The following is a 26,278-nucleotide window of genomic DNA, read 5'->3' as shown; positions in this document are numbered from 1 at the left end:
CTTTGCTTTTACGATAGATTGTAGCGTTCATCTGTAATAAGTCCCATCTCTCACTCGTAATGTTTACTGTAGGAGTATGTCGCTCGATTTCAGTTTATAGCAAGAAGAAAAATCTTTTTCTCGCTCTATCTCCCATATTCCCTATCTTCACCAAGGATTGCCAACCATTGTAAATCCAGCCCAATAATAAGGATGCGTAAGTGATTCATCAGCACTATCACTAGGTAAAGGCAAGTTCCCAACTACTCCCAAACCTTGTAATTGACCATCTTTTACGTAAATCTGCCCTTTGGCCATAGCTACCTGAGCCTGTCTCAGGGCTTCTGCCTTAATTGGAGCTGTCTTTAAGTTCTGATAAAATTTTGTCATCAATGCTGCTGTGCCAGCATCATTAACCGACCAAAGACTAGCAACACTAGTTTTCACGCCTGCCAGCACTGCTAAACCCGCAAATCCCAGTTCGGATTCTTCATCTCCTAAAGCTGTTCTACAAGCACTCAGCACCAGCATTTCAACTTCAGGTTCATTCAAGCGCAATTGTCGTAGTTGGTTCAAGCGTAACTTGTCTTCCCACAGTTGAATATAGGAATTACTCAAAGCACCAGTAGCAAAATCGGCATGGGTTGCCATGTGAATAATTCCAAAAGGTTGTTGACGGCGGGTTGTTTTGAGATTTTCTAAGGTGGCTTGCTTGTCTAACAATAATTTGCCTTGCCAAAGTTTAGATACTAGTGTTGATAACTCAAGGGGGACTGCTGGTAAAGGTTCTTGTCCCTGAGTACTCTGAGAAACCCCCAATGCTAAAATTTGAGATTTTTTAATATCTTTATAAAGGGTGTTAGTCAAGCTAAGACTAGGCATCAAGCCAATACTGTATTTTTCTACTAAAAACGTCTTACCATCGTGAAGTGCTGCCATTGGGGTTGAACGTAACCCGATGTCTGGTAAAAAAACCAGATTGTTGATTCCTCTGGTCTGTAAATCTGCCTCTAGTGGTGCAATAATCCAGCGATAAAGTTGTTGAGATGAACGCAAATAACCAGTGCGGCGACGGTTTTGGGGACTAACGATTTGGTCTCGAAATTCTTGAGCTACTTGGAGAACTTTGGCTTTAGTTGTTTCTGGGATACGCTTGCGGATAGGATTGCCTTTTCCGGTTACTACTACCACTTCTAGTTGGTCGCTATCCTTTTCTGTTATGGTATTTAACTGTTTCGTAAATTTTTGAGCTTTGCCTAAATTTCCCTCTGGTAGAATCTCCACAGGGACAAAACTGATGTAGATAAATGCAGGTTTAACACCAGTAGCTTCTTCAATTTTGCGAGCAATTTCTTTGGCATTATCTAGGGTTTTGATTTTAGGGCTGGGTATGCCCAAATGGTCGGCAAAATCATCTGTGAAATTGTCTTCAGGAGTGGGATCGGTATTAAGAACGGGGTTATCAATCTGAGGATTATTGAGGACAGGGTTATTCGGTTTACTTGGTAGATTGCATTGGAATGTGCAGGGTTCAAGAGTCGGTGTATTGGGAGTCGGTGTATTGGGAGTCGGTGTGTCAGGAGTCGGTGTATCGGGAGTCGGTGTGTCAGGAGTCGGAGTTTCAGGAGTCGGAGTTTCAGGAGTCGGTGTCTCAGGAGTCGGAGTAGGAGTTTGACTGACGTTGATTCCTATCTGTACAGGTGCAGAAGAGGAAACGCCGTCATTTGCACTAATTACAAAGGCATTTAACGATCCATTTGTATCTGCTGGAGGTGTGTATACCAAAGTATCGCCGCTAGATATGGTTGTAACACCAGGGATGACAGGAAGTCCATTCACAGTTAGATTTCCCGTATTCACGACATCGACTTGGATGGAGGTGATGTCATTATTAACATCGCTGACTAGTGGAGCCAAACTAGAGAACGTTAAGGTAACAGGTTGATTGGTCTGGGTATCGGGTAGCGATGAGTTTGCTGTTAATGTCGGCGGGGTGTTGACGGAAGTAATGGTGATGCCTAAGGGTGTACCGCTAGCATCTCCACCATTAGGCAAGACGGGAAAGCTATTTGAAGCGATTATTGAATTGTCGCCTGTATTAATTGACCCTGTTGTACCATTGACACTTGCATCACCGACGATAAAATCTACATTGTTTGGGCCACCATCATGTCGAATTCTAACAGTACCTCCGGTTGAAGGTTGAACGTTAGTAACTCCATCACTAGTAAAAAATCCACCAGTTGCGATCGCTTCACCGGTTCCAATTCCTTGAATCAATCCGTTGGTTAGCACTTGCACATTGCCACCTTGAACTGTGTTTCCATCCACAAAATCGTCTGCGATCGCCTGTGTGTTGATGTTGGTAAAACGAATATTGCTACCAGATGTATTGGTAGTCTGTAAAGTAACGTTCCCAGCTGTAACATTTCCAGTTCCATCGACTCCAAGGGCAATCGCTGAGGCATTAATACCATCATTAACGGTGATATTATCTCTGCTAGTTAAACTAATCGCGCCAGCTGTGCCGATAAAATCGCCACCTCCATCTTTGACTACAGACGAGTTAATTGCCTCTGTGGTAATACTGCCGCCTGTGGTTGTTGCGACTACATCGCCAGCCTGACCTGAGCTATCAGCATCATTTGAAAAAGAATCAATCCTACCTGTGAGAATATTGCCTGTGGCAGTCAAACTAACTGTTCCAGCAGTATTAATAGTATTAAACCCTTCAGTGTTGCTAGTATCGAGATTATTTAGAGTAATCCCACCACCGCTACTTGCGACTGTAATATTACCTGCCAAGTAGCCTTGGCCACTGGCGATAATGTTGCCTGCAACGATGTCGCCAGTCGCAGACAAGTTGACATTGCCACTATTGTCAGAATCAGTAGTTGTATTGAGATTGCCCAGTGATAAACTAGCTCCAGAAATGTTAATCGCTCCCCCAGTTGTCTGGATTGTGTTGCTGGGATCAACAAAGTTTACAGAACCGCTTTGTGAGGTGAGGCTGAAGCTACCGCCATTACCCAAGTTTAATGTAGCCACGCCAGGGGTAGTCACTCCTGGCGTAGCTCCGGTGATGTCATTAATGGTAATGTTGCCTGTGGCTTGTAAGTTGATATTTGTACCTGAAGCTGCGATCGCTTCCCATGAAACTGTATTCGCCCCAATATCTGCATCGCCAAAAGCAATGTTGTTAGCTGTGCCATCAAAAGTCCCTACTCCACCATCGATAATAGTCAATGTGCTGGGGTCTAGCAATAATGTACCAAAGCTACCATTGGCGGCTGAAGTATCTACCAAACCGTTGAAGGTCAAGTAATTTTTGCCTGATACTTCGACATTTCCACCATTGCCGGCATTTGCTCCTCCACGAGCCGAAATGTTACCAAAATATTTAGTTGTATCGTTACCCCAAACAATTACCCGTCCACCGTTTCCACTCAATTTGCTATCGGCATTAATAACAGAGTTGGAATTAATATAAGTCTGCTCTGCATTGGGTAAAGTCCCCTTTCCTTGGTAATTGCCGCCAATTAATACAGTACCGCCACCATTGGTTCCAGAGGCGTTAATCTTGGCATCAATCACCCCAACTCGTTGACCTAAAGCAGTTACAGTACCGCCTGTTTGACTGGATACATCTACAATGCCTGAAACAATGGTTGTCCCTGGTGTTGTAGGAATTGTCACATTAGAGTCTGTTAATTTTACAGTCCCATCGGGATTAGCTGTTAACCCTGTATTACCAACTGTGAGCAATTCCGGTATTGAGGCGATGGGAATTGTCCAGTTATTGGGTTGAGTGCTACTAGAGGCGAGGGGCTGAATTTCTAGACTCAGCAGGTTTCCTGGCTGACTGAGACGCACCCAATTTTCCCCTGGTACGGATGTAACAGTAATCTGCCCTCCCGGTGCTGAAATTTGCCCAGTGTTGACTACAGTACCGCCCAATAAATTCAAATTTTGCCCAGCACCTACTGCCAAATTGCCAGCATTGGCGATCGCTCCTGGTTGGTTCGTACTAAAGGCAAATCCGTTAGGGTTTCCCACTAAAGCGTTGTAGTCATTCACACCAATGGCATTAAACCAACTGCTGCCAAAACCAATGCCATTAGCTGTTGTCACCGTGAAAGCACCAGGTACATTTAAACTAGCGTTCGCTCCAAAAATAAATCCGGCTGGATTCATCAAGAAAAGGTTAGCATTGCCACCTGTCACCTGAATTAAACCATTGATAACCGAGGCATTCCCGCCTGTAATTCGACCAAGGATATTTTGCAGCGCCGGAGTAGCTTGAAAATTGGCGATTTGTTCTGGTGAAATCCCAAATTGTTGAAAGCTGTGAAAGAGATTTGCATTATCACCAGAAGTTGTACCGCCAGTGATATCAAGTCGATTGCCGTTGGGAGTCACAATTGTACCTGTACCATCGTTAGCAGGAACTATTTGTTGTGCTTGGGCTAATCTGGGATTTACCAGCGAAGCAATAACTAGGACTGAAGCGGCGATTTTGTGCAGTAAAGGTTTTTTCCGCCTTAATACGAAGCGACCTGCGGGTAATTCTACATCGATTTGTAACTTTTCTGCTAATCCGCGTCGCCAAAGTGCTTGAGCGATCGCCTTTGCAGACCAGAGGATTTGTTCTGTTCTTTTGGTAAAAGACAGGCTTTGAGAGTGATTTCGGTAGAGGTAGAGTGGCTGTTGAACTCGGCGTACCTGGGCTGTTTCTGAAAGTCTCAGACACAGGTCGTAATCGTAAGCACTACCAGTAAAGGACGCATTGACACCTCCCACTCGGTCGTAAACTGAACGACGCATGAGGCGGAAGTGGAAAGTCATGAAGTTTACCAACAAACCTTCTGGGGAGTAAGGAATGTCACAACGATGACCGTAACTGAGAACTTTACCTTCTTCATCAATGTTTAAGTAATCGGTATAAACAAATCCTGTTTCTGGATGGCGGTTGAGGACTGTAGCGGTTTGGGCGAGGGCAGTAGGGGCTAATATATCATCACTGTCTACGATACCGATGTAACGGCCGCTAGTTTGAGCGATCGCTGCTTTACAAGCCGCAGCAACTCCTTGATGGTGTGCTTGGACTACCCGCACTCGTCCATCTTGTTGAGCATAGTTGTTTGCGATCGCCACTGAGCCATCTGTAGAGCCATCATCCCAAATTAGTAGCTCAAAGTCTTGCCATGTCTGCGCTAAGACACTGGCGATCGCTTCTTGAAGGTAAGACTCCCGATTGTAATTGACGATGACAATGGAAATCAGTGGTGACATCGAAGTTTTCCCAAGTTTTCTACCTGTTACCACAATATAATGCTAGGGACTATCACTTAGAATAAATTGTTGTTAATTAACACGATGTGCAACTTATTCTTAAAAATTGTTATCTCATTCTCTCGTTCCCATACGGAGTATGGGAACGAGCAAAAAGCTTTAGTAAGAATTGCACAAGCATTAGGTACAAAGACTCAAGCTATTGTGACTAACGTTCAAGCATTTATAACAAATGCATAAGCAATTGCTACAAATGAGTATGCAATTGCAGCAAATGAGTACCCATTTATAATAAATGCTTAGTTTGTTTGATTAAATTTTAAGCATTAGTTATGAATGAGTATGCAATTGCTACAAATGAGTACCCATTTATAATAAATGCTTAATTTGTTTGATTAAATTTTAAGCATTAGTTATGAATGAGTATGCAATTGCTACAAATGAGTACCCAATTGCAGCAAATGAGTATCCATTTATAATAAATGCTTAAGGTGTTGTTGCTAACAGACAAACATTCGTAACGTCCGCGTCTGTCTTGGTAACAAATGGACAAGCTGCTGTTACCGTGAGAACTTCATTTGTAAGTTCGCTGCTGCAAAAGTACTTAAATTATTCTTATGAAGAGGATTTTCTTTAAGCTTCGCATTGCACGAGTAGCAAGATTATGCTGATGCCAAGCTTGATAGAAATCAGGATAAGGCATATTCTGGGCACATTTCCAGGCTAAATCGTAGTATTCACCACTCACTAGCTGATAACCACTTAAAGTTTTGACTACCTCAAAGCGATGCTTATTATCCTGTATAATTCTCCCTAAACTTTCTGCTGCCTGCCTACGGGTGTCGTCATCCACAGTTGTTGATTGCAGCAGTTCCACCAAAGCAGAAATCGCATTTTCATTACCTGTGCCGATTGTCCCTAAACTTTCTGCTGCCTGCTTACGGGTGTCGTCATCAACAGTTTTTGATTGCAGCAGTTGCACTAAGGCAGCGATCGCAATTTCATTGCCTGTACCAATTTTCCATAAGATATTTGCTGCCACGGTACGCTCATTTCCAGTTGTTGATTGCAACAGTTGCACTAAGGCGATGATCGCAATTTCATTGGCTGGATCAATTTCCCCTAAACATTCTGCTGCCTGTCTACGGGTGTAGTTTTTCACATTCTTTGATTGCAACAGTTGCATTAAAGCGGTGATCGCAATCTTATTGCCTGGGTCGATTTTCCCTAAGCTATCTGCTGCCCGCCAACGGGTGTCATTATCCACATTATTTGATTGCAGCAGTTGCTCCAAAGCGGCGATCGCAATTTCATTGCCTTTGCCAATGTACCCTAAACTTTCTGCTGCCTCTCTACGGGTGTGATGATCCACATGAGGTGATGCCAGCAGTCGCACTAAGGTGGGGATCGCAATTTCATTACCTGGGTCGATTATTTCTAACCTCGATGCTGCCTCTCTAAGGATGTCGTTTGCCACATTCTTTGATTGCAGTAGTTCCACCAAGGCGGCGATCGCAATTTCATTACCTGGGTCGATTATTTCTAACGTGCATGCTGCCTCTTTAAGGATGTAGTTTTCCACATTCTTTGATTGCAGCAGTTCCACCAAGGCGGCGATCGCAATTTCATTGCCTGTGGCGATTTCCCCTAACGTCCATGCTACATGCCTATGGTCGTAGTCATGCACATTCTTTGATTGCAGCAGTTGTACCAAGGCGGCGATCGCAATTTCATTGCCTATGCCAATTTTCCCTAAGTTATATGCTGCACGAGGATAGGTGTCGTAATCAACAGTTGTTGATTGCAGCACTTGCACTAAGGCTGCGATCGCAATTTCATTGCCTGGGTCGATTTCCCCTAAGATATTTGCTGCCTTCTGACGGAAGGAGTCATGCAAATTAGTAGATTGCAGCAGTTGCACCAAGGCTGCGATCGCTTTTGTGCGGTCTGTTTGTTGTAGTAATGACCTAACTTCCTCTTTGATTACACTTATACAATAATATATTTCCCAGTTAATAATTAGTTTTACTATTTCATCTGCTCTGAAATAATCCTTAAATTCAGCAATGCCCGCGGCAGCTAAAAATAAAGCTTGATAGTCATAAAAACTTCCGTATGTAAATAGAAACTTATAGTTATAACATCTATCTTGAAAGAAGACTAACGCTTCAATCAACTGTTGTTTTTGCTGTGTTAGATTTTCTTCTTCTCGTCCTAGCCAAAGTAATATTGTTTGTTTCCATTGCCGTTCAAAGATGCGATAAGTTCCCTTTCTGGGATTTTTAGGAACGTGGTTGAGAAAGAAATGCCAGTCATCAATTACCTTAGCTGCAAAGTACTCTTGAAATGAGACATGAAAGAAGGCATAAACAGGTTTTCTATTTGTATCTATCCCTATACAGTTTAGCCAGCCGCGATTTAGTGCCAATGTCAGCAGCGAGTTTTCATTATCAACATCTCCCAAAAACTGACTAACAAAATCCTGCCGCAAGCGAAAACGGGTTGCTTCTTTATCTATGGCTTCTTTAGCTAATTCCCCTAGTTTGATATTGAGTTGCTGACGCTGCTCAGGTGTTGTAGGAATTTCCTCTTTTTTCCACTTGTAGAAGTCATCAACAAATTGCTGATAGAGTCCCGCTTGGGTATCGGGTAATTTGCCATCTCCTGATTGCCAATTCAAACACAGCAGCGTCAACCGCAGAGGATTTTTTACTAAATCCTGAATCCGTTCTTTACCTGATTCTTTCAAAACAGTGCATAACTGCTCCCCCTTTTCTGGATTAGCCGTGAACCATTTGTGAACAAATCTCTCTACCTGTTGTGGATAAGAAAAATCTAAACTGCGATAAATATCAAAATCATCAAGTGCATTAATGCTGCCATCCCACAGATTAACCCGACAAGTCAGCACGATTCGCGCTTGAGAAATAAACCCTGCTTCACGGAATTGTCGGGCAATTTCTGTTATAGGATTAGATGCGGACATTTCATCTAACCCATCTAGCAGCAGCCAGACATTATTTTGATTAAATAGAGCAACAAAATCATCTTTTAGTTGTGTAGTGGCCTCAGCTTTACCTGTTTTCTCAGCCACCTGAGTTAACCAAGTCTCGAACAGATAAGATTTTAGTTCCTTCTCTCGCAAATCTGCTAAAGATACCCAAATCACAATGGACTGCTGAATCTCACGAGATACCCAATTAGCAATCTGCTGTAATAGTGTTGTTTTTCCTGCTCCTGGTTCACCAATAATTGCAATTCGCTTACCTTGACTTTTAGGAGTGTTCTTCTGTTTAAGAACTTGTTCTAGAAAAGCATCATGCTCAAACGTTTTGGTAATTTCTCTTTCTTTGGACTGTTTTGACCCCTGTTCTGGAGAAATATCACCTTGAGGCTTGGATGGTTTTTTGCGCTCAACTAATCCCAGTGGTACATAAACATCATCAACTTGCAGAGTTACTCCCTCAGTTGATGTCAGAGGATTTGTAGTCAGCTTTCGCCGTTCTGCCAACAATTCACAACAAATTTTACGCCAGTCATTGGGAGTTAACTTTGTCCCATCCTCCCCTGGGGACGACTGTAGTCAAAAGTTGAAATTATTAGTTTGGTTATTTATCTGTCCTTGATTTACAACCCCAATTTTTTCTGCTAGCTGCGTCAGATTTTGAATGGTTGGTTGTTGAGACTTGAGAGTATTTTCGATTTCTTCAATTTTTTGAGTGAGTTTTGGTTCTGCTTTTGCTGCTGCTTCCACTTCTACAACAACTTGAGCAATTTCTGCGTCTGCGTCTGCGGCTGCTTTTAGTTCCAGCACTGCTTGACCATAATCTAAACGCTGCGGTTCATTTCCCTCTACAGCACTGGTGAGTAATGGCGATTTATTTTTATGGCGGAGTAATCCGATTAACTTACCACCTAACGTCCATGTAGCATCACCAATGTTTTCGCCGATTTTCTCCTGCGCTTTAGCCCAAAGCGTAGTGGCGATCGCAGTCGCAACAGCCGTAAGTGTTACAGTTACCATAAATTCATTACAAATTGAGTTGATATAGAAATTATTTCAATCGACACAAATAGTATTACGTAAAACCTGGGCATAATTTTAGTTACAAATCTTCTGAAATCTGAATGTCGAAAATATGATATTGAAATATTGATACAGCGATCGCATACTCAAAAACTAAAATTAGCCCAGTCGTTAGATAACGCATCCCACTAATGAGAAAAGAAGCAGAAACTGTTGTTAAGCCTGGAAAGACGACTCAGCAAAGAATTGTCTGTTTCTCTCATCACTTAGAAACTTCACAAAGTTTGGCAACTACTAAATGCAGTCAACACAGTTTTAGTTTGCAGTACGCTTTGCTAATTCTACCTGCCGTCTGGATTGTAACAGCAAATTCACTTAGAGCTACAGCGAATACCTTGACATCGGACTCGACTCAAAAGAGCAGTCAGTCAGAGTTACAAATAGTACAAGAAACAGAAGCTTCCCCGTCACCAAATCCCCAACCAGAAGCACCACAACGCATTCGAGTTCGCAAAATCCAGGTTGTAGGTAGCACAGTTTTTAAAGAAAATGACTTTAATCCAGTTGTCAAACCTTTTGAAGAACGAGACTTAATCCTAGAAGAAATCAGACAAGCCGCAGATGCTGTTACCCAGCTTTATCTAAATAAAGGCTATATAAATTCCAGAGCGATTCCAGACATTCAAAAAGCTAATATTGCAGATGGCGTTGTGGTAATTCGGGTGTTGGAAGGGCGTTTGACAGAGATTGACATCCAAGGGACGCGGCGATTAAACCCATCTTATATTCGTAGTCGCATCCAACTAGGTGCTGGTATTCCTCTCAATACTGGTAAGCTCGAAGAACAACTGAAATTGTTGCGACTCGATCCGTTATTTACCAATGTGGAAGCGAGTTTGCGGCCAACGGGTAAGGTTGGTCAAAGTATTCTCATTGTCAGAGTTGAAGAGGCAAACCCTTTAACTGGTAGCCTGGGTGTAGATAATTATTCGCCTCCCAGTATTGGCGCAGAAAGATTGGGTGTTGAATTGCGATCGCGCAATTTAACCGGTATGGGAGATGAGTTAGGTGGCTCCTATTACCATACACTCTCTGGTGGTTCTGATGTGTTTGATTTTAGTTATCAGATTCCCGTGAACGCCATGAACGGCAAAGTGCAGATTCGAGCCGCATTTAATCGCAACGAAATCACTGAGCCACCCTTTGATGCCTTTGACATTCGGGCCAACCAGGATCTTTATGAGATTAATTATCGTCAACCACTGATGCGATCGCCCAAAGAAGAATTTGCCTTATCTTTAGGATTTACCTATCAAGATGGTCAAACCTTCCTTTTTGATAACCTCGCAACTCCCTTTGGCATTGGGCCTGATGCCAATGGCGTTAGCCGCACCAGTGTAATTAAATTTGGTCAAGATTATATCAGGCGCGAACCTCAAGGAGCTTGGTTTTTGCGATCGCAATTTAATTTTGGCATTGACATATTAGATGCAACCATCAACAATGACCCCATCCCTGATGGTCGCTTTTTCAGTTGGCTAGGTCAAGTCCAGCGCGTACAGCAACTTAGCAACGATCAGCTATTGCTGATCCAAGCAGACTTACAGTTAACACCAGATAGCCTTTTACCTTCTCAGCAATTTGTGATTGGTGGTGGACAATCTGTAAGGGGATATCGTCAAAATATCCGCTCTGGGGATAATGGATTTCGAGTAGCGATCGAAGATCGGATCACAGTGCAGCGCGATGAATCTGGATTATCCACAATTCAACTTGCGCCATTTATAGACACAGGAGCCGTCTGGAATCAGTCTAATAACCCCAATCAGCTACCTAATCAAACTTTTTTGGTCGGCGCAGGCTTAGGATTCCTGTGGAATCAGGCAATGGGAATTGATCATCTGTTTTTGCGGCTCGATTATGGATTTCCATTTATCAATCTGAGCGATCGTGGTAATAACGCTCAAGATGATGGCTTTTACTTTAGCCTTCGCTATCAACCTTAGCTGTCTCGCCGTAAATTATGGAGACAACATATTCAATAGTGGTATGGCGTTTGATTATGGCTAACTTCTGAAGCCAGATTTAATATCATGTCCGCTTAATCACTTAATTAAACCCGAAGAACCCCACCCCGCCAAAGCTGTGCTTTGTCTCCCCTCCCGAAGAGCGGCTACCGTGTACACACAAATCGAATTTCTTCTTAAATCCAATCATTTATTGAATTCGGGCGGTCGTTTCTTGAATTCGGGCGGTTGTTTATTGAATTCGGGCAATCGTTTCTTGAATTCGGGCGGTCGTTTCTTGAATTCGGGCGATCGTTTATTGAATTCGGGCGATCGTTTCTTGAATTCGGGCGGTCGTTTCTTGAATTCGGGCGGTCGTTTCTTGAATTCGGGCGGTTGTTTATTGAATTCGGGCGATCGTTTCTTGAATTCGGGCGATCATTTCTTGAATTCAAGCAGTGGTTAGGGTGGGGTAAAACCCAGATTATTGAGCCAGTTCAGACTTGTGTATACACCGTAGCCGCTTGCGGGGAGGGGTTGGGGGTGGGGTGCAATGACTATGGGAATCGTAACTAATTATGCGGACATGATATAACCCGGAACTGCCATGCAACACAACCGATTTTATTAGACTTTTTGGCATTTGTCGGGAAAAGGGAAAATGGGGAAAGGGAAAGATTCTGTATTTTCCCTTTCCCCCGGTTGGTGAGCTTGCCGAACCATAACCTTTACCCTTTTCCCACAAGAGTGCAAAAAGCACTTTTGCAAGAGGTCTATTGTTGAATGTGGCCATTTAAAATGATGTCACCTCACGTTATTCTAAAGTTTAGGTTTCGAGTTTTGAGGTGGAAGTAATAATCTTTTCTCTCAATTCTTCAGTACATAAGCGATTAATCGCGTCTCTTTATATGTCAAAAATTACTGTAAATTTTTAATTATGATCCAGGCAGAGGAATTTGTAGAAGCTGCGCGTAATCTGGGCTTTGGGTGGTACACTGGCGTACCCTGTTCTTTTCTCACGCCTTTTATTAACTACGTCATCAACGACGTTCAACTTAAATATATCTCCGCAGCCAATGAGGGAGATGCTGTAGCGATCGCCGCCGGAGCCGCAATTGCTGGAAAACCAGCCGTGGTGATGATGCAAAACTCTGGTTTGGGAAATGCAGTTAACCCGCTAACCTCCCTAACTTACATCTTTCGGATTCCACTGCTACTGATTTGTACCCTGCGAGGCGATCGCGTATTGCAAGATGAACCGCAACATCAATTAATGGGGCAAATCACAGAGAAATTGCTGCAAACAATGACTATACCTTGGGAATTTTTTCCCACAGACGTAGCACAAATAGAACCCGTTCTGCAAAGAGCCACAGCCTATATGCAACAAGAACGCTGTCCTTATGCTCTAATTATGCGTAAAGGAGCGATCGCCCCCCATGCCCTCACCCGTTCTTCTATCCCCGAACGAGAAAATAGTGCTAGCGCTCATATTCAGCAAAGTTTTTTTCGGGATAACAAAAAACAACGCGTTTCTCGCAGCGAAGCATTAGCTCGGATTGTAGAACTTACCGATCCAGAAAACACTGTAGTAATTGCCACCACCGGATACACGGGACGCGAACTCTTCGCTAGTAAAGATAGCGCCAATCATCTTTACATGGTCGGCTCGATGGGTTGCGCTTCCTCAATGGGATTAGGATTATCCTTAGCACGTCCAGACCTCAAGGTAGTAGTGATTGATGGCGATGGGGCAGCATTAATGCGGATGGGTAATTTTGCTACCATCGGTACTTATGGCGGTGCTAACTTGACCCATATTCTTTTAGATAATGAAGTTCATGATTCCACAGGCGCACAAGCCACCGTTTCTGCGAGTATCTCCTTTGCCAAAATTGCCGAAGCGTGCGGTTACGGCGTTACATTAGCCGGAGATGACCCTTCGCTTTTAGATGCCTTATTTACCGCAGATGCTAACACTAGACCTAAATTCGCTCATTTAAAAATCCGTCCTGGAACTTTAGAAAAGCTACCCAGACCGAACCTTACCCCGGAAGCAGTTTTGCAACGCTTCATGAACCATATTGGTAATACTTCGGCTACGCTCAGTACAAGTTCGTAATTCGTAATACTTCGGCTACGGGGTAGTTGAATCTCGACTTCGCTCGATTACCGCGTAGCGATGCACTGAGCGTAGTCGAAGTGTCGAAACTCAGTACAAGTTCGTAATTCGTAATTAATAAATTCCAAGTACAAATTCTTAATTTATTAATGCCCAATGACAAATGACAAAATGATTTTACTAAATCCCGGCCCCGTCAATTTGAGCGATCGCGTCAGAAATGCCCTGTTGCGTCCCGATTTGTGTCATCGTGAAGTGGAATTTTCCCAACTTCAAAGCAGAATCCGCGAACAGCTACTTCAAGTTTATGATCTTGGAAGCGGCTGGGCAGCAGTTCTCCTAACTGGTTCTGGAACCGCCGCGATGGAAGCGATGATCAGCAGTTTAGTACCCACAGACGGTAAATTGCTGGTAATAGAAAACGGTGTATATGGCGAACGACTATCCAAAATTGCCAAAATCCACGGCATTGATTACATCACACTTTCCCATCCTTGGGATGCCAAAATAGATATTCACGCTTTAATCAAACTCTTGGATGAAAACGCCGACATCACCCATCTCGCTGTCGTCCATCATGAAACTACTACCGGTCGCCTAAATAATTTAGCGGAACTTGCCCCAATTTGTCAGGAACGCGGCATCAAACTATTAGTAGATGCAGTCAGCAGTTTTGGTGCTGAAGAACTAAATTTTGCAGATTGGGGAATCACCGCTTGCGCTGCAACAGCTAATAAATGTCTGCATGGTGTCCCCGGAACATCTTTTGTCATCCTGCGACGAGATGCACTGCCCTCAGTAGACACAATCCCCCGCACCTTATATCTAGATTTAGGAACCTATTGCCAGCAGCAAGACCGAGGCAGCACACCTTTTACGCAATCAGTACAGACATTTTATGCCTTAACAGAAGCTTTGGAGGAAATGGCAGAAGCAGGGGGTTGGCGTACCAGACACAGCCGTTATAACCAACTTGCCAGCTTAGTCAGAGACGGGTTAGCCTCAATCGGAATTAAACCCCTACTTCCTCTTGGTAGTTCATCCGTTGTCTTGAATGCCTACTACTTGCCAGATGGTTTGAGCTATGAGGAATTTCACGACCAACTGAAAGCACGAGATTATATAATTTATTCTGGACAGGGAAATTTAGCTCAATCAATCTTCAGAGTATCGACAATGGGAGCCATTACCCACGCTGATATGGAACGCTTTGTTGGTGTCGTTAAACAAATATCAAAATAGAATTCAGGAGTCAGGAATCAGAATAGAAAGATGTCACTAATGGATAGCGAAGAGCGGGGAGGGGATTAGGGGGAGCCAGTGCGTTGGACGGTTCTGCCGACTTGTTCGCTCTTAGCGTTCCCGCAGGGTAGCACCTAGCGTGTGGGGTGCAATGACTATGGGAATTATAACTAAACCTCATCTATGTTGAAACCTAGAGTTTTTTAAAAAATATAATTTTGTAGGTTGGGTGGAGTGAAACGCAACCCAACATTACTACCAAATTTTATGTTGGGTTACGCTATCGCTTCACCCAACCTACAAAACTACGGTTTTCAAGTTAGACGAGGTTTAAATATGCAGATATGATATTAGTTATATTGGTAGTATCTAGCAATTCTAAATCATTCGTGAATAACGATATCCTCGACTTCTTAAAAAAGTCGGGGATTTGAATCTTGTGATCAATCAAATAAGATTACCATATATTTTAGCATTCACACCGAATATGTGATGTCATAAATCAGCCATCAGGAATACACATTTTACACCAGTTAATTTTATATTTGTAAGGTTACAAACCTAGCGATTTTCATACCCTACGGATTTTTAGATATTTTATTTAAATATTTTATATAGTAGGGGCACACAAGTGTGCGCCCATATTTGAACAATTAAAAACTTGAATAATTAATCATTATAGGTAAAAAAGCATTTTTAACGTTTTCATAACCTAGCATTAACCCAAATTTATCCGGTATCAGCTCTCGACTTTTTGAAGTAAACATTGTACAAAAAAGCTAGACCGTACAGGATGTAAATTGCATGAGTCGAAAAGCCAGCAAAGTGTTTAAACAGTCTGGGGTAATTCCTTACAGAGTGAACAATGGTAAAATTGAGATATTGTTAATCACAACTCGTGATTTTCAACACTGGGTAATTCCGAAAGGAGATATTCCCAATGGCATGAGTCCGCCTGCTTCGGCAGCCAAAGAGGCTTGGGAAGAAGCAGGAGTGATTGGGCAAGTGGATGCCAATGAATTGGGCACTTACAAATACCGCAAACAAGGCAAAGTTTATCGTGTCAAGATGTATTTATTACCAGTAGAAATGCTGAGTGAAGATTATCCAGAGGCAAGTAAAAGGAAACGGCAGTGGGTAGAAGTAAATAAAGCTATCAGGCGGGTTAAGTTTAATTCACTCAAACGAATCCTTAAAGGTTTTTTCCAGGTCAAATCTCACTTTTGTGCATTTCGATGTTAAGTAAGTGGGGCAGAATAAATCAAATTATGTTACCCAATATAAAATTAATTAAAGGTTTGTAGTAAAAGGCTCCAACCCTTACTCCAAACCTTTACTTAATTCACGCTCAGTTACTTAAATCCATAGTAAAGCTACCCAAGTTTTTATACCGACAATTCCATCAGCTTGCAATTTCTTAGATGTTTGGAAACTAACAATTGCATTCTTAACTGACTCAGAAAAACGCCCATCAATGGCATCAGTATATAATCCAATATCTTTTAATTGCTGTTGTAATTGTTTTACTCTTAGCCCAGAATCCCCTACCTGTAATCCATTGAATCTATTCAAATCGGCTCGACCACTAACACCAGTTACACCAGATATATCACCTTCATATTGATGAATTAAGTATTGCCCCTGCCAAGCGCCAGGAATACTTGGGTTTTTGGTTCCGTAGTGGGCAATCCATAACGGATAACTAGCAAAATCCGATGGATTACCAATTTCTGTCCAGAAACTAGGGAAGGTGTAAATTATTGGTTTAATTGGTTTTTTTGTTTGTTGCAAAAGGGCTTTTTCCACCTCTGCTAACCACTGCTTCGCTGCATTAATTACTGCTTGGCTACTTACTTTATCAGTTATCTCTACATCCAAGACTGGTGGTAAGTCTCCTGGTTCTAATTTTCCCAGCGTTTTTAAGAATTCCTTTGCTTGCTGAACTGGGTCAGATGTATGAGGGTGAAAGAAATGATAAGCACCACGAATAATGCCAACAGCTTTCATGGTTTGCCAGTGATGAGCAAAGGCAGAATCTTTGATGCTAACTCCTTCTGTAGCTTTGACAAACGCAAAGGTTTTACCAGAGTTTTTTACTGCCGTCCAATCTACTCTGCCGTCTTGATCGGCGACATCAATTCCTTCCATAAAATTTTTAACCTTTTTGATTAGTACAATACTGAACTTATCAGAGGCTTTGATTAAATTTATGCTTTTTCTGGGTATTTGAAGTAAATTAAAAAAATTTACTAGGGTTGAGTCTTAATGGCTCGCACTGGAGTTACTCTGACTTTGCCTGTACAAGGCTTGATTTGTTCTGTAAGGGTAAAGTGCTGGTAAGTATTAGGAGGCGTGATTTCAATTTTACTAGACATTGGGCACTTTTCCTCTGGGGAACTGATATGGTTATATGCTATCTGAAATGAGGCTTGTGTTCCTGGAGCTAGAGTTACTTGTTGTCGAGGTTGCTTACTCGAAAAGTAAGTATCCTTGGAGCGAATAACTTTAATCCCCTGCAAAGGTTGATCTTTTGCATCCAGTAGTGCCAATCCCGGATAACCCTTGAGGGTGCAAGACGATGAGCCGTTATTGGTGAAGGCATAAGTGAGTGCAACATTCCCAACGCCAGCATCCTCGGAGACTCGGCGCACTGACAATTGACTAGTTTCACAGCGCGTCGGATTTGTGGCAGTAGTGGCTTCAGGGGTAGAATGCTCTATAGGTTTTGCAGTCGGTGTAGGTGTTGAGTTCAACACAGCTTCTTTCGTCGGCTGTTCAGTGCTTGCTGGCAAAACTTGCGGCTGTTTTGTAACAGAGGAAGAACCAACACAGCCAGTTGTCATTGCAGTTAGGAGCAACAACAGACTGCTTTCCACAATTAGAATTCGCATATCTTCTTTTTTTTGTAGTGAACTACTTACACTGATGCTTCATATACAGTATAAGTTTCCAAATTTACAAGGGTTATGCACGTTCGCTCCAATGACTTGTTCTGCTGCATCATTACATAACGAATTCAATAGCTTATCCATCTTTTTGGGCAACGTGAACAGCAGAAAGAAATGAGAGGTTTACACTATCTCCAAAGTTCCTCAGCTTTTCCCGCAATTGTGCAAATAGCAACTCCTTCGCCTTTGGCTCCAGTCTGCTCATGGTACTTAATAGCTTAAAGAAGTCATCGATGCTGTACGTCACCTCACACGCGATTTGCTCAGTCACTAATTTCTTAAAATAACCAGAGTCTAGAATGTCTTGTTCAAACCCTCTCAAAATTTCCGCTTGAGTTTCTGCACCTTCATAGCGGACAAGTGAGGGAGCATAAACTTGATACACTTCCTCAATCGCTTGGTAAACTTCATATTTCAGTTCAGGTCTGAGATTCCATAGTAAGATGAGAAAGCCGTTGTCGCGTAATGCCGTTGCTGCCTTGGCATAGCGAATTTCTGACGGTATCCAGTGAAAGGCATTAGCTGATAAAACGGCATTGAACTGTTTTGCTTTTAGTTCCCACTCCTCAAATGAGGTGTTGTGGATTGCAACGTTTGGATAGGTTGCACAGTTGCGTTGTGCCAAACGACAAAAATCTTGGTTTGGCTCAATACACGTCATTGAAAAACCAAATTGAGCAAAATCTACCGTCGCATTTCCTGGACCACAACCGACTTCAAGAATCGATGCATCTGAGTCAAGTTGAGCTAAAACGACAGACCGCTCAATCAGTTGCTTTGGATATTGTGGTCTAGCGTTGTAATAAATATCAGCTACGGGAGAATACCAATTTCTTCGCTGTTCTAAATTTATAGAAGCTCTGGCATTTATTTCTTGTTTAGAGTCTTGCATAAACTAGTTTTATTAGCTTTTGAGTTTAACTTGATTTTATTTAGTTTTCTGGATCAAAGACCAATTTAATATCGATTGTCGCGATACTGTTTGCAAGATTACCATCAAACAAAGTAGGCACTCCAAAATTCCCTTGCATCCTGCTAAAGATTGCCTTGTCGTGGGTTTGATTTTACATCACCGCCCCCGAAGCTAAGTATTTATTCAGATCGCCTATTTACATAACTAGCAACTTGAGTTAGTAACAGAAATTCTACGAATATATGATTAACTGTACTTAGTAAGTATGATTGTTTGAGCTAAAAAATTATGAGATTTTTCAATTTTTGTCAGATCAGTCTTCCACTGGTCGGTTTTGCCTTACTAGGATGGATAGCGCCAAGAGCTAATGCAGCGCTTTTAGTCGGGAGTTATTATAATAACTCCGTTCTGCGCTACGACGAAAAAACAGGAGAATTCATTGATGACTTCGTTCCTTCAGGTAGTGGCGGACTAAAGGGATCAACTGGTTTAACTATTGGACCCGATAAAAATCTCTATGTTAGTAGTATTTTGAGCGGTAGCATCCAACGTTACGACGGAAAAACAGGGAATTTCATTAGTACCTTCGTTCCTTCAGGTAGTGGCGGACTAGATTCACCTGAAGACTTAGTTTTTGGACCTGACAACAACCTCTACGTTACCAGTATTAACAGCCGCACTAGTAATAATGTTCTACGCTACGATGGGCAAACAGGAGCATTTATCAATGCCTTTGTCCCTTCAGGTAGCGGCGGACTCACTGCACCTTTTGGTTTGAGCTTTGGTTCAGACGGGAACCTTTACGTCAGTAGTAGTCTGACTGATAGTGTTTTAAGGTACAACGGGCAAACAGGAGCTTTTATCGATACTTTTGCTACAGAGGAAAAAGGGTCGGAACCTGATGGCTTGAGCTTTGGGCCAGACGGCAATCTCTACATCGCTAATTTTCGGACTAATAATATCTTGCGCTATAACGGTAAGACAGGAGCTTTTATCGATACTTTTGTCCCATCTGGCAGTGGCGGACTTAACGGCCCTGTAAAGCCAATCTTTGGTACCGACGGTAACCTCTACGTTAGTGGTTTAAATAGTAACAATATATTGCGTTACGACGGTAAGACAGGAGCTTTTATTGACACCTTTATCCCTGCCGGTCGGGGTGGGTTAAATGGGGCTGGCTTTTTGGCTTTCACTGAAGACAGCACTGTTATTCCTGAATCTAGAATGGGGCTAGCTGTGTTGGCACTTGGTACTGTGCTAGGAACAAGCAAGGTACTTAGCCGTAAGCAGAAAGCCAGATCATAAAAATCCAGCAATTACTAAAGCTTGAGTAGAAACCCCAGGCGATTTGAGCATTTTGATTCCAAATACCCAAAAATTTAAATATAAATTGAATCTACTACAATTTGAAGAGAAAGTAGCAGTTAATGGCTGTACTTACCCTCCAAATAATAATTATTTTTACTATTTTTTGGTAATTTCATTTTTTTGAATTCTCTGATACAAATTAAATATTATCTGTTGCTTCAATCAAAGCACTGCAAATTCCTGGTTCACTCATCGAGTGTCCGGCATCAGGAACCACTATAAATTCCGCTTCTGGCCAAGCTCGGTGTAATTCCCAAGCTGATATCATTGGACAAACTACATCATAGCGTCCCTGAACAATTACAGCCGGAATATGGCGGATGCGGTCTACATTTAAGAGTAATTGATCTTCTGTTTCCAAAAATCCCTTATTCATAAAGTAATGGCATTCAATACGTGCGAAAGCGGAAGCAAATTCACTCTCACCAAACTTTTGCATGAGTTCAGGATCGAAGAAAAGTCTACTAGTACTAGCTTCCCAAATTGACCAAGCACGCGCTGCTGTTAATTGAATTTCTAAATCTGGATTGGTCAAGCGTTTGTAATATGCTGCGATTAGATCATCACGTTCATCTACGGGAATCGGCTTGAGATATTCTTCCCAAGCATCAGGAAAAATATAGCTAGCACCCTCTTGGTAGAACCAGCGCAACTCTTTTTGTCTCAGCATGAAGATGCCACGCAGAATTAATCCTGTGCAGCGAGAGGGATGGGTTTGACTGTAAGCTAATGATAAAGTACTACCCCAACTACCACCGAAAACCGCCCACTTTTCTATACCTAAATGTTGGCGCAGTTTTTCGATATCACTAACTAAATCCCAAGTGGTGTTTTCTCGTAATTCTGCATGGGGCGTACTTTGACCACAACCGCGCTGGTCAAACATCACTAACCGCCATTTTTCTGGGTGGAAATATTGCCGATAAAAAGCTGGACATCCACCGCCAGGGCCGCCATGCAGCAAAACGATGGGTTGACCTTGCGGATTTCCTGACTCTTCAAAATGAATGGTATGAAGGTCGGAAACCTGTAAACTACCTTCTAAGTAAGGCTCGATCGCTGGGTAAAGTTCTCGCATTTTGCATATTTTATCAGTAATGTTGTCATGGCGATCGCGCCAGTCCTGAGTTGTTAGATCGTTGGCGCGATCGCACGCATTACACAAGGAAGATTATCTTCTAAAAATTCCTAGTTTTACACGGCTGAATTTAACGACGAAGCCGGGGCAGGATTTTGGTTAGAATAATCCAGAAAACAAGGCTGGCGATCGCACCTGTGCCAATACTGTACCAAAAAGCTTGTGTTTGGTAGAAAAGAATATCTTTAGGTGGAGGTTGTTGAGCGAGAATGACAGAGGATGCAATCTGGCTTGTTGCTAGTCCAATACCTACAATCGCAATATTAGTGTTGAAGTTGCGATCGCGCTGTGCTTGCTCTATCTCCACCATGCCACGAATTGTAGCGGTCAAGTTTTCTAATATTGCTAATCCTGGATTTAGACCGAGATAGTCTTTTTCTAATTGTACCTGATATTTGTCTTTGACTATCTTGCTAAAGTCTTCCAAAAATTTAATGTTTGAAAATTTTTTTTGACGGCTGTTTTCGTAGTTACGCTCATTAACTTCAACTGTGTGCTGTTGAGTTTGCAGGAGGTTTATATCTCGGACGTAATTAAATATAGTATTAATGTTTTTTTGCAATTCGCTTTTTAGCTCTTGCAATCCTTTGTTTGATAAACTTTCTAAACTATCCTGGTCTATTAAACTATGCTTATATTTCTCCAACAGCCTTAATTTTAGTTCTCGTCCCTGTTCATAAGCCCAAAGGATTTTATGTCTACAGTAAAATAAGTATTTCCATGAATTATAAAATTTACAAGCTTCTTGAAATGTAGCTTCATCAGGATAGAAAACTACTATTACATGACTGTCTTTTTCAATTTCGTCCCAACGCTCTTTACCACGCCACATTTCATAGACTGTAGCGCCTAAAAATTCTCCTAAATTTTGATGTTGATGTCCTTGTGGAATTATGGCTTTGTAAGCTTGATGAGCGTTTGCTTCAGGAATTAGGTTATTAGCTGGGACTGTCCAGCCTGATATCATCCAAGTTTGCCCTAAGTAGCCATTTTCTGAAAGTTTTCCAGGTGCTAAATTGCCAATTTCTGGTAGACGGTTTAAATCTTTGATTTTAGTTAAAATACGCTCAATATTAGATAATTCAACTTGCCGATCGAAAGAGCAGCTATAACGTAGGCAGTTAGTATCATCAAAATTCGCTAGACTGTAAGAACCATCAAAAGTAGTAGGATTTTTGTCCTTGAAATCAAGGCGTTGTCTATCGTCTTTGTTGGGTTCAGTTGGGAATTTCTTTGGTTCAAGTTGTTTAAGTTGTTCTGCAAGGTTTGACCAATAATCTTGCGTATTGCTTGAATCATCTGCAAGATTATAAATGAATAAGTCTAGGGTGGGATACTCTATTTTAGACATTAAGAATTTTTGGGGATAATTTCTGATTTGTGCTTCTTAGCTTCAGCGCTGGAATCAGAAGCTTTCAATATTGCGATCGCAATATTGGGAAGATGGTATTCGGGTATTGGGGGTTGATTTTGCTGACTGGGTTCATCGAATTTGTTGAGTTCTTGAGAGTTAGATTTCTTCTGAATCTCCATTCGCGCATTACGGTAAGACTCCTTAAGACAGTTGTTTTCTGCCAATTCTATCAAGCGGTTAAGAGCATCATCCTTTTGTGTGTTTGCAAGCATTTCACCAACTTGATTGATTTCCTGCTGTAAAGCTGTTGGTAAGGAAGAATCTAATTCTACCAAAGCTGTTAAAAAGGCTTGGAGGGTGACTGTTTGTAGTGGCTTAAGCATAGGATGGAATAGAGGGTAAAGGAAATAAAGCTAATATCACAGTTGATATATCTTGGTTTTACCCCAGCCCCCTTCGACAAGCTCAGGGCATCGCTTATAAAGGGGAGGGAAGAACATTTTTTCTGTTTCTCCCCTTTATAAGGGGGGATTAAGGGGGGTAATACGACTTGTGTATACACAGGGAGGTTAGGGGTGGGGTGCGATGACTCTGGAAATCATAACTAATTATGCGGACATGATATAACACCTAAAATAAGTAAAAAGCGCTGGCTTTCCAATGAAGTGGCTCATTTTACCTTGTTGTACTTGGTTTACCAGTTAAAATAAAGCCAGCCGAATAATAAGGATCGGCATAGGGAAGTTCGGTAGATTTCTTCTTCTTTTCGTTTATGTCTTTTCTGATAATGTCCTCTTCTGTTTTCAGAAACTCTGTCGAATGGTCTTTTTTCAATTTCTCTGCTAACTCTTTATACCAGTTGGCTAAATTTTCATAGGTTAAATCACGTAGCCAAGCCTTTGCTTGTCTTAGGGCTATGGTAGGGGTTTGTCTTTGCTTGAGTAATTCGTAAAATTTAATTATGAGTAAAGAAGTGCAACGTTCATCGACTCTCCACAGAGTACTAACAACGTAGTTTGCTCCCTTCGCAAGAAACCCACTTACTAAACCAACATATTCATCGATTATCCTCTCTTTGCTAAAGTTCTGGCTAGTGACCCCAGTTTCGCAAGCAGAAAGACAAATGAGTTGATAGTTTCCTAAGTTTAAATTTTGACACTCAAAAATATCACCCAAAGTCAATTTCTCTGTGTCTGTTAACATCAAAGCTGATTCTCTCGGCTTTTCTAACATGTGATATCCATGTCCTGTAAAGTGAAAGTAACCTTCATACTTTCCTAAAGCTTTGATTAAGTTAGCTTTTGTTTGAAGCCGATCTTGCAATTTACCATACTCAGGATATAAATGGTAAATTGCAGCAGATTGAATTTCTGCAAAGCGCAAGTTATTAGAAAGGTTATTTAAAGGCATTTCTATATTCAGAAGTTTTTGGCTATGGGTATTTTCGCTGTTTGATGTCAATTCCAACAACTGCAAGCCAATCTCAAAACTTGGTAAGTAAGTAATGATAAAATCTTTCTCGTTAAATAGGTAATCTAGGGGTAATAGGTGTAATTCCCGGTGGGGAATGAGAATCAAGTTATCAACATCTTGGAGATTTTCTTCAACAATGCGCTTAATTTCTAGAATTTCACCAAGAGTTTCTAACGTAGATTTCATATTTTTCCGCCAAGAAGTCGTTTCTTTTTCTGTATGAAAAACATTACAGTAATCCTGATAAGACTTTTTCCATTGCTGCATCCAGCTTTCAAAACGCTGAAGCTGATAAAAATAAGGGCTATAGCCTCCCTGTTGTGATTCGCTTGGTAATTGTGGTTGCAGGATTTTTAGGGGTTCATTATGTTTGATAATGAAAGTAGTGATAGCAACAGGGCTGAGATGCCAGTAAATTGCCGCAGTTTTGGGATTAAGTAGTTTTTCTGTCTGTTTAAAGTCAAACTCGGTAGACAGTTGATGAATTGAACCTTCCTTCAGCCAAGCAAGGCAAGTATTTTTTCGTGTCTCTGCTGTTTCTAAAGCTTCGATGTGTTTCTCTGGAACTTTTGACTGTGCAAGGATATCTACCCGCATTTGATTAAAAGCCGCAAATTTGCTGTATTGAGTTATTTCCTCTTGCTTTGATTTAGGTTCTCTCAGCAATTCTTCTAACTGCTGAGTTCCTTTCTCCAAATTTTTCTGGAATTCTTCAGGGTTATCCCATGAATATACTTTCAGCAATTCTTGTAAGAATTGTAAGTGTAGCTCTGGATAGTCATCAAACGTCAGAAACTCAAGGGCTTCTTCATAGCTTTCTTTTGCTTCAGATAAATCTGAGAAAAAACTTGGTAGTTGCATCATGTAATTTTGCAACTTTTTTGATTTTCCAAGACGCGGTTCGATATTAGTTTGTCGATCGTTAGGTGTTGGTATCTGTACCGAAATTTTTACAGCAGTTTCCTCATCTTCCTCATCTTCCTCATCTTCCTCATTTAGAGCATATATGTTTGCTAATCCCTGATTATTATTCCAAGCTTTCCACCACTGAGGATCTATACAGTTAAGAGCGCGATTATAAGATTCAACAATGGCTTCTTTATCTCGCTTTAACTTAACGAATACATTTGCTTTGTTAACCAAAGCTTCATGCTTATCTGGTTCGAGTTCGATGGCTTTGTCGTAGGATACAACCGCTTCTTCGTAGCGTCCCCAATACCGCAGCGCCCTCCCCCGGTAGTACCAAGCCTCATCGTCGTCTGGTTTAATTTTAAGTGCTTGGTCGTAAGATGCAACAGCTTCTTCGTAGCGTTCTAAATGCCACAGCGCCCTCCCCCGGTCGTTCCAAGCCTCATAGTTATTGGGATCAATTCTCAGTGCTTGATTCAGGTATTCAATAGACTTGTGGTACTGTTCCAGACGATAACAAGTTAGACCCAACCCATAACTTACTTTGGGGTTTTGCGGTTCCAGTACAGCAGCTTGCTGAAAAATCTGTAAAGCTGCTTGGTACTTTTTCCGATCGAGTTGTTTGTGTCCTTGCTCTAGTAAACTTGCTATAGTTGGATTCGACATTATTGCCCAAATTCCAATAAATTTGATTCATATTATAACTTATTGGCTGATTATAGGCTTTTTATACCAGGACTCACGCAGTATCACCGCGTAAGTCCTGTTTATCAAGCAATAGCTTCTTGCTTAGGCTTTCGCACCGGACGCTTGCGATCGCTTTTACGAACGCCTCCTGCCATTTTGTACTCATCGCTATTTTTGCCATACTTTGCAGCTACACTCAGTAACATGTGTTCTGTTAGTTGCATCAGCGACTTTTCGGTAACTTCTAAGGCTTCCTGAGTCATATCCACGGTGGAGAGGCTTGAGTTATAAGCTTCCAACTTGTCTTGCGTTGTTTTAATGAGGGTTGCAAAGGCGTCAATTGTTACCCCATTCCCTAAGTCTAAGGTGGGACTGATCGATTTCAAAGCCGCAATCCGACGCTGCGCTCTATCAATTACTTTAGACCCGCGTTTTAGACGTGACATAAATCACCTTTCTGTTATTAATAATGCACCAGGATAAAAACTGGCTTCTAGCCTGGACTGTACAGCACTAGGATAAACAGAATTAGGGTTACTTGACACCCGCATTATTCAGTATGGTTTAATTTTTATACTACAAATATTTTAAATCGTTTTACGTAAATTCTTGTAGGTTATCCAAATTCAATAAACGACTACCCAAATTCAATAAACGACTACCCGAATTCAATAAACGACTACCCGAATTCAATAAACGACTACCCGAATTCAATAAACGACTACCCGAATTCAATATAAGACTAGACAAAATAAATATAAGAGTAGAAAAAATAAATATAATAGTAAAAATAATTAATATATGATTACAAATAAAAAAT

General features: G+C 41.6%; 16 protein-coding genes. 5 read left to right on the top strand and 11 right to left on the bottom strand.

Features of this window, described 5'->3' with window-relative positions; translation table 11 throughout:
* Positions 1–147 precede the first annotated feature (147 nt).
* From RMX98_RS20885 to RMX98_RS20875, 3 genes are all read right to left on the bottom strand, one after another.
* On the bottom strand, positions 148–5,271 hold the full coding sequence (locus RMX98_RS20885) for a CHAT domain-containing protein (RefSeq protein WP_322681780.1): 5,124 nt from the start codon (positions 5,269–5,271) through the stop codon (positions 148–150).
* Between the two features lie 604 nt (positions 5,272–5,875).
* Positions 5,876–8,782 carry a HEAT repeat domain-containing protein gene (locus RMX98_RS20880; protein ID WP_409881664.1) on the bottom strand — a complete coding sequence of 969 codons (2,907 nt, stop codon included), beginning with the start codon at positions 8,780–8,782 and terminating at the stop codon, positions 5,876–5,878.
* A gap of 72 nt (positions 8,783–8,854) precedes the next feature.
* A complete protein-coding gene (locus RMX98_RS20875) occupies positions 8,855–9,295 on the bottom strand; it encodes a hypothetical protein (protein ID WP_322681783.1) in 441 nt (146 codons plus the stop codon).
* 194 nt (positions 9,296–9,489) lie between these two features.
* On the opposite strand from RMX98_RS20875, the gene RMX98_RS20870 reads away from it, so the two are divergent.
* From RMX98_RS20870 to RMX98_RS20855, 4 genes are all read left to right on the top strand, one after another.
* Positions 9,490–11,304 carry a ShlB/FhaC/HecB family hemolysin secretion/activation protein gene (locus tag RMX98_RS20870; protein WP_322681784.1) on the top strand — a complete coding sequence of 605 codons (1,815 nt, stop codon included), beginning with the start codon at positions 9,490–9,492 and terminating at the stop codon, positions 11,302–11,304.
* Positions 11,305–12,241: 937 nt separating this feature from the next.
* Positions 12,242–13,426 carry a phosphonopyruvate decarboxylase gene (aepY, locus tag RMX98_RS20865; RefSeq protein WP_322681785.1) on the top strand — a complete coding sequence of 395 codons (1,185 nt, stop codon included), beginning with the start codon at positions 12,242–12,244 and terminating at the stop codon, positions 13,424–13,426.
* Between the two features lie 156 nt (positions 13,427–13,582).
* On the top strand, positions 13,583–14,668 hold the full coding sequence (locus tag RMX98_RS20860) for a 2-aminoethylphosphonate aminotransferase (RefSeq protein WP_322681786.1): 1,086 nt from the start codon (positions 13,583–13,585) through the stop codon (positions 14,666–14,668).
* Between the two features lie 804 nt (positions 14,669–15,472).
* Positions 15,473–15,910: an NUDIX hydrolase gene (locus RMX98_RS20855; RefSeq protein ID WP_322681787.1), complete on the top strand. Its 438-nt coding sequence runs from the start codon at positions 15,473–15,475 to the stop codon at positions 15,908–15,910.
* A gap of 114 nt (positions 15,911–16,024) precedes the next feature.
* Here RMX98_RS20855 and RMX98_RS20850 read toward each other — a convergent pair whose 3' ends face one another.
* From RMX98_RS20850 to RMX98_RS20840, 3 genes are all read right to left on the bottom strand, one after another.
* Positions 16,025–16,816 (bottom strand): GH25 family lysozyme, encoded by a 792-nt coding sequence (locus RMX98_RS20850; protein ID WP_322681788.1) that lies wholly within the window; start codon positions 16,814–16,816, stop codon positions 16,025–16,027.
* A gap of 101 nt (positions 16,817–16,917) precedes the next feature.
* Complete coding sequence (locus RMX98_RS20845) at positions 16,918–17,559, bottom strand: DUF4232 domain-containing protein (RefSeq protein WP_322681789.1); 642 nt, start codon at positions 17,557–17,559, stop codon at positions 16,918–16,920.
* A gap of 133 nt (positions 17,560–17,692) precedes the next feature.
* Positions 17,693–18,508: a class I SAM-dependent methyltransferase gene (locus RMX98_RS20840; protein ID WP_322681790.1), complete on the bottom strand. Its 816-nt coding sequence runs from the start codon at positions 18,506–18,508 to the stop codon at positions 17,693–17,695.
* Between the two features lie 309 nt (positions 18,509–18,817).
* Between RMX98_RS20840 and RMX98_RS20835 the strand changes: the two genes are divergently transcribed.
* Positions 18,818–19,834: an SMP-30/gluconolactonase/LRE family protein gene (locus RMX98_RS20835; RefSeq protein ID WP_409881660.1), complete on the top strand. Its 1,017-nt coding sequence runs from the start codon at positions 18,818–18,820 to the stop codon at positions 19,832–19,834.
* A gap of 202 nt (positions 19,835–20,036) precedes the next feature.
* On the opposite strand, the gene pip is transcribed toward RMX98_RS20835, so the two are convergent.
* The 5 genes from pip to RMX98_RS20810 all read right to left on the bottom strand — a co-directional run bounded on the left by pip (position 20,037) and on the right by RMX98_RS20810 (position 25,904).
* Positions 20,037–20,975, bottom strand: coding sequence for a prolyl aminopeptidase (pip, locus tag RMX98_RS20830; RefSeq protein ID WP_322681796.1), 939 nt, complete (start codon positions 20,973–20,975; stop codon positions 20,037–20,039).
* Between the two features lie 130 nt (positions 20,976–21,105).
* Complete coding sequence (locus RMX98_RS20825; RefSeq protein WP_322681792.1) at positions 21,106–22,386, bottom strand: hypothetical protein; 1,281 nt, start codon at positions 22,384–22,386, stop codon at positions 21,106–21,108.
* On the bottom strand, positions 22,386–22,772 hold the full coding sequence (locus tag RMX98_RS20820; protein WP_322681793.1) for a hypothetical protein: 387 nt from the start codon (positions 22,770–22,772) through the stop codon (positions 22,386–22,388). Before RMX98_RS20820 ends, RMX98_RS20825 begins: the two co-directional genes overlap by 1 nt.
* 292 nt (positions 22,773–23,064) lie before the next feature.
* On the bottom strand, positions 23,065–25,437 hold the full coding sequence (locus RMX98_RS20815) for a CHAT domain-containing protein (protein ID WP_409881657.1): 2,373 nt from the start codon (positions 25,435–25,437) through the stop codon (positions 23,065–23,067).
* 104 nt (positions 25,438–25,541) lie between these two features.
* The gene (locus RMX98_RS20810; protein WP_409881108.1) at positions 25,542–25,904 is read right to left on the bottom strand and encodes a hypothetical protein; all 363 of its coding nucleotides are present in this window, start codon (positions 25,902–25,904) and stop codon (positions 25,542–25,544) included.
* Between the last annotated feature and the right edge of the window lie 374 nt (positions 25,905–26,278).

The sequence above is a fragment of the Nostoc sp. DedQUE02 genome (genome assembly GCF_034531035.1).
Taxonomy (GTDB): domain Bacteria; phylum Cyanobacteriota; class Cyanobacteriia; order Cyanobacteriales; family Nostocaceae; genus Nostoc.
The sequence above is the reverse complement of the archived record's forward strand: the minus strand, read 5'-3'. Positions and strand labels throughout refer to the sequence as shown.

Coding starts and splice junctions, on each gene's coding strand:
- RMX98_RS20855 (WP_322681787.1), top strand. CDS start 15,473: ATGAGTCGAAAAGCCAGCAAAGTGTTTAAACAGTCTGGGGTAATTCCT.
- RMX98_RS20835 (WP_409881660.1), top strand. CDS start 18,818: ATGAGATTTTTCAATTTTTGTCAGATCAGTCTTCCACTGGTCGGTTTT.
- RMX98_RS20840 (WP_322681790.1), bottom strand. CDS start 18,508: ATGCAAGACTCTAAACAAGAAATAAATGCCAGAGCTTCTATAAATTTA.
- aepY (WP_322681785.1), top strand. CDS start 12,242: ATGATCCAGGCAGAGGAATTTGTAGAAGCTGCGCGTAATCTGGGCTTT.
- RMX98_RS20845 (WP_322681789.1), bottom strand. CDS start 17,559: ATGCGAATTCTAATTGTGGAAAGCAGTCTGTTGTTGCTCCTAACTGCA.
- RMX98_RS20885 (WP_322681780.1), bottom strand. CDS start 5,271: ATGTCACCACTGATTTCCATTGTCATCGTCAATTACAATCGGGAGTCT.
- RMX98_RS20870 (WP_322681784.1), top strand. CDS start 9,490: ATGAGAAAAGAAGCAGAAACTGTTGTTAAGCCTGGAAAGACGACTCAG.
- RMX98_RS20825 (WP_322681792.1), bottom strand. CDS start 22,386: ATGTCTAAAATAGAGTATCCCACCCTAGACTTATTCATTTATAATCTT.
- RMX98_RS20810 (WP_409881108.1), bottom strand. CDS start 25,904: ATGTCACGTCTAAAACGCGGGTCTAAAGTAATTGATAGAGCGCAGCGT.
- RMX98_RS20875 (WP_322681783.1), bottom strand. CDS start 9,295: ATGGTAACTGTAACACTTACGGCTGTTGCGACTGCGATCGCCACTACG.
- RMX98_RS20820 (WP_322681793.1), bottom strand. CDS start 22,772: ATGCTTAAGCCACTACAAACAGTCACCCTCCAAGCCTTTTTAACAGCT.
- RMX98_RS20815 (WP_409881657.1), bottom strand. CDS start 25,437: ATGTCGAATCCAACTATAGCAAGTTTACTAGAGCAAGGACACAAACAA.
- RMX98_RS20850 (WP_322681788.1), bottom strand. CDS start 16,816: ATGGAAGGAATTGATGTCGCCGATCAAGACGGCAGAGTAGATTGGACG.
- RMX98_RS20860 (WP_322681786.1), top strand. CDS start 13,583: ATGACAAATGACAAAATGATTTTACTAAATCCCGGCCCCGTCAATTTG.
- pip (WP_322681796.1), bottom strand. CDS start 20,975: ATGCGAGAACTTTACCCAGCGATCGAGCCTTACTTAGAAGGTAGTTTA.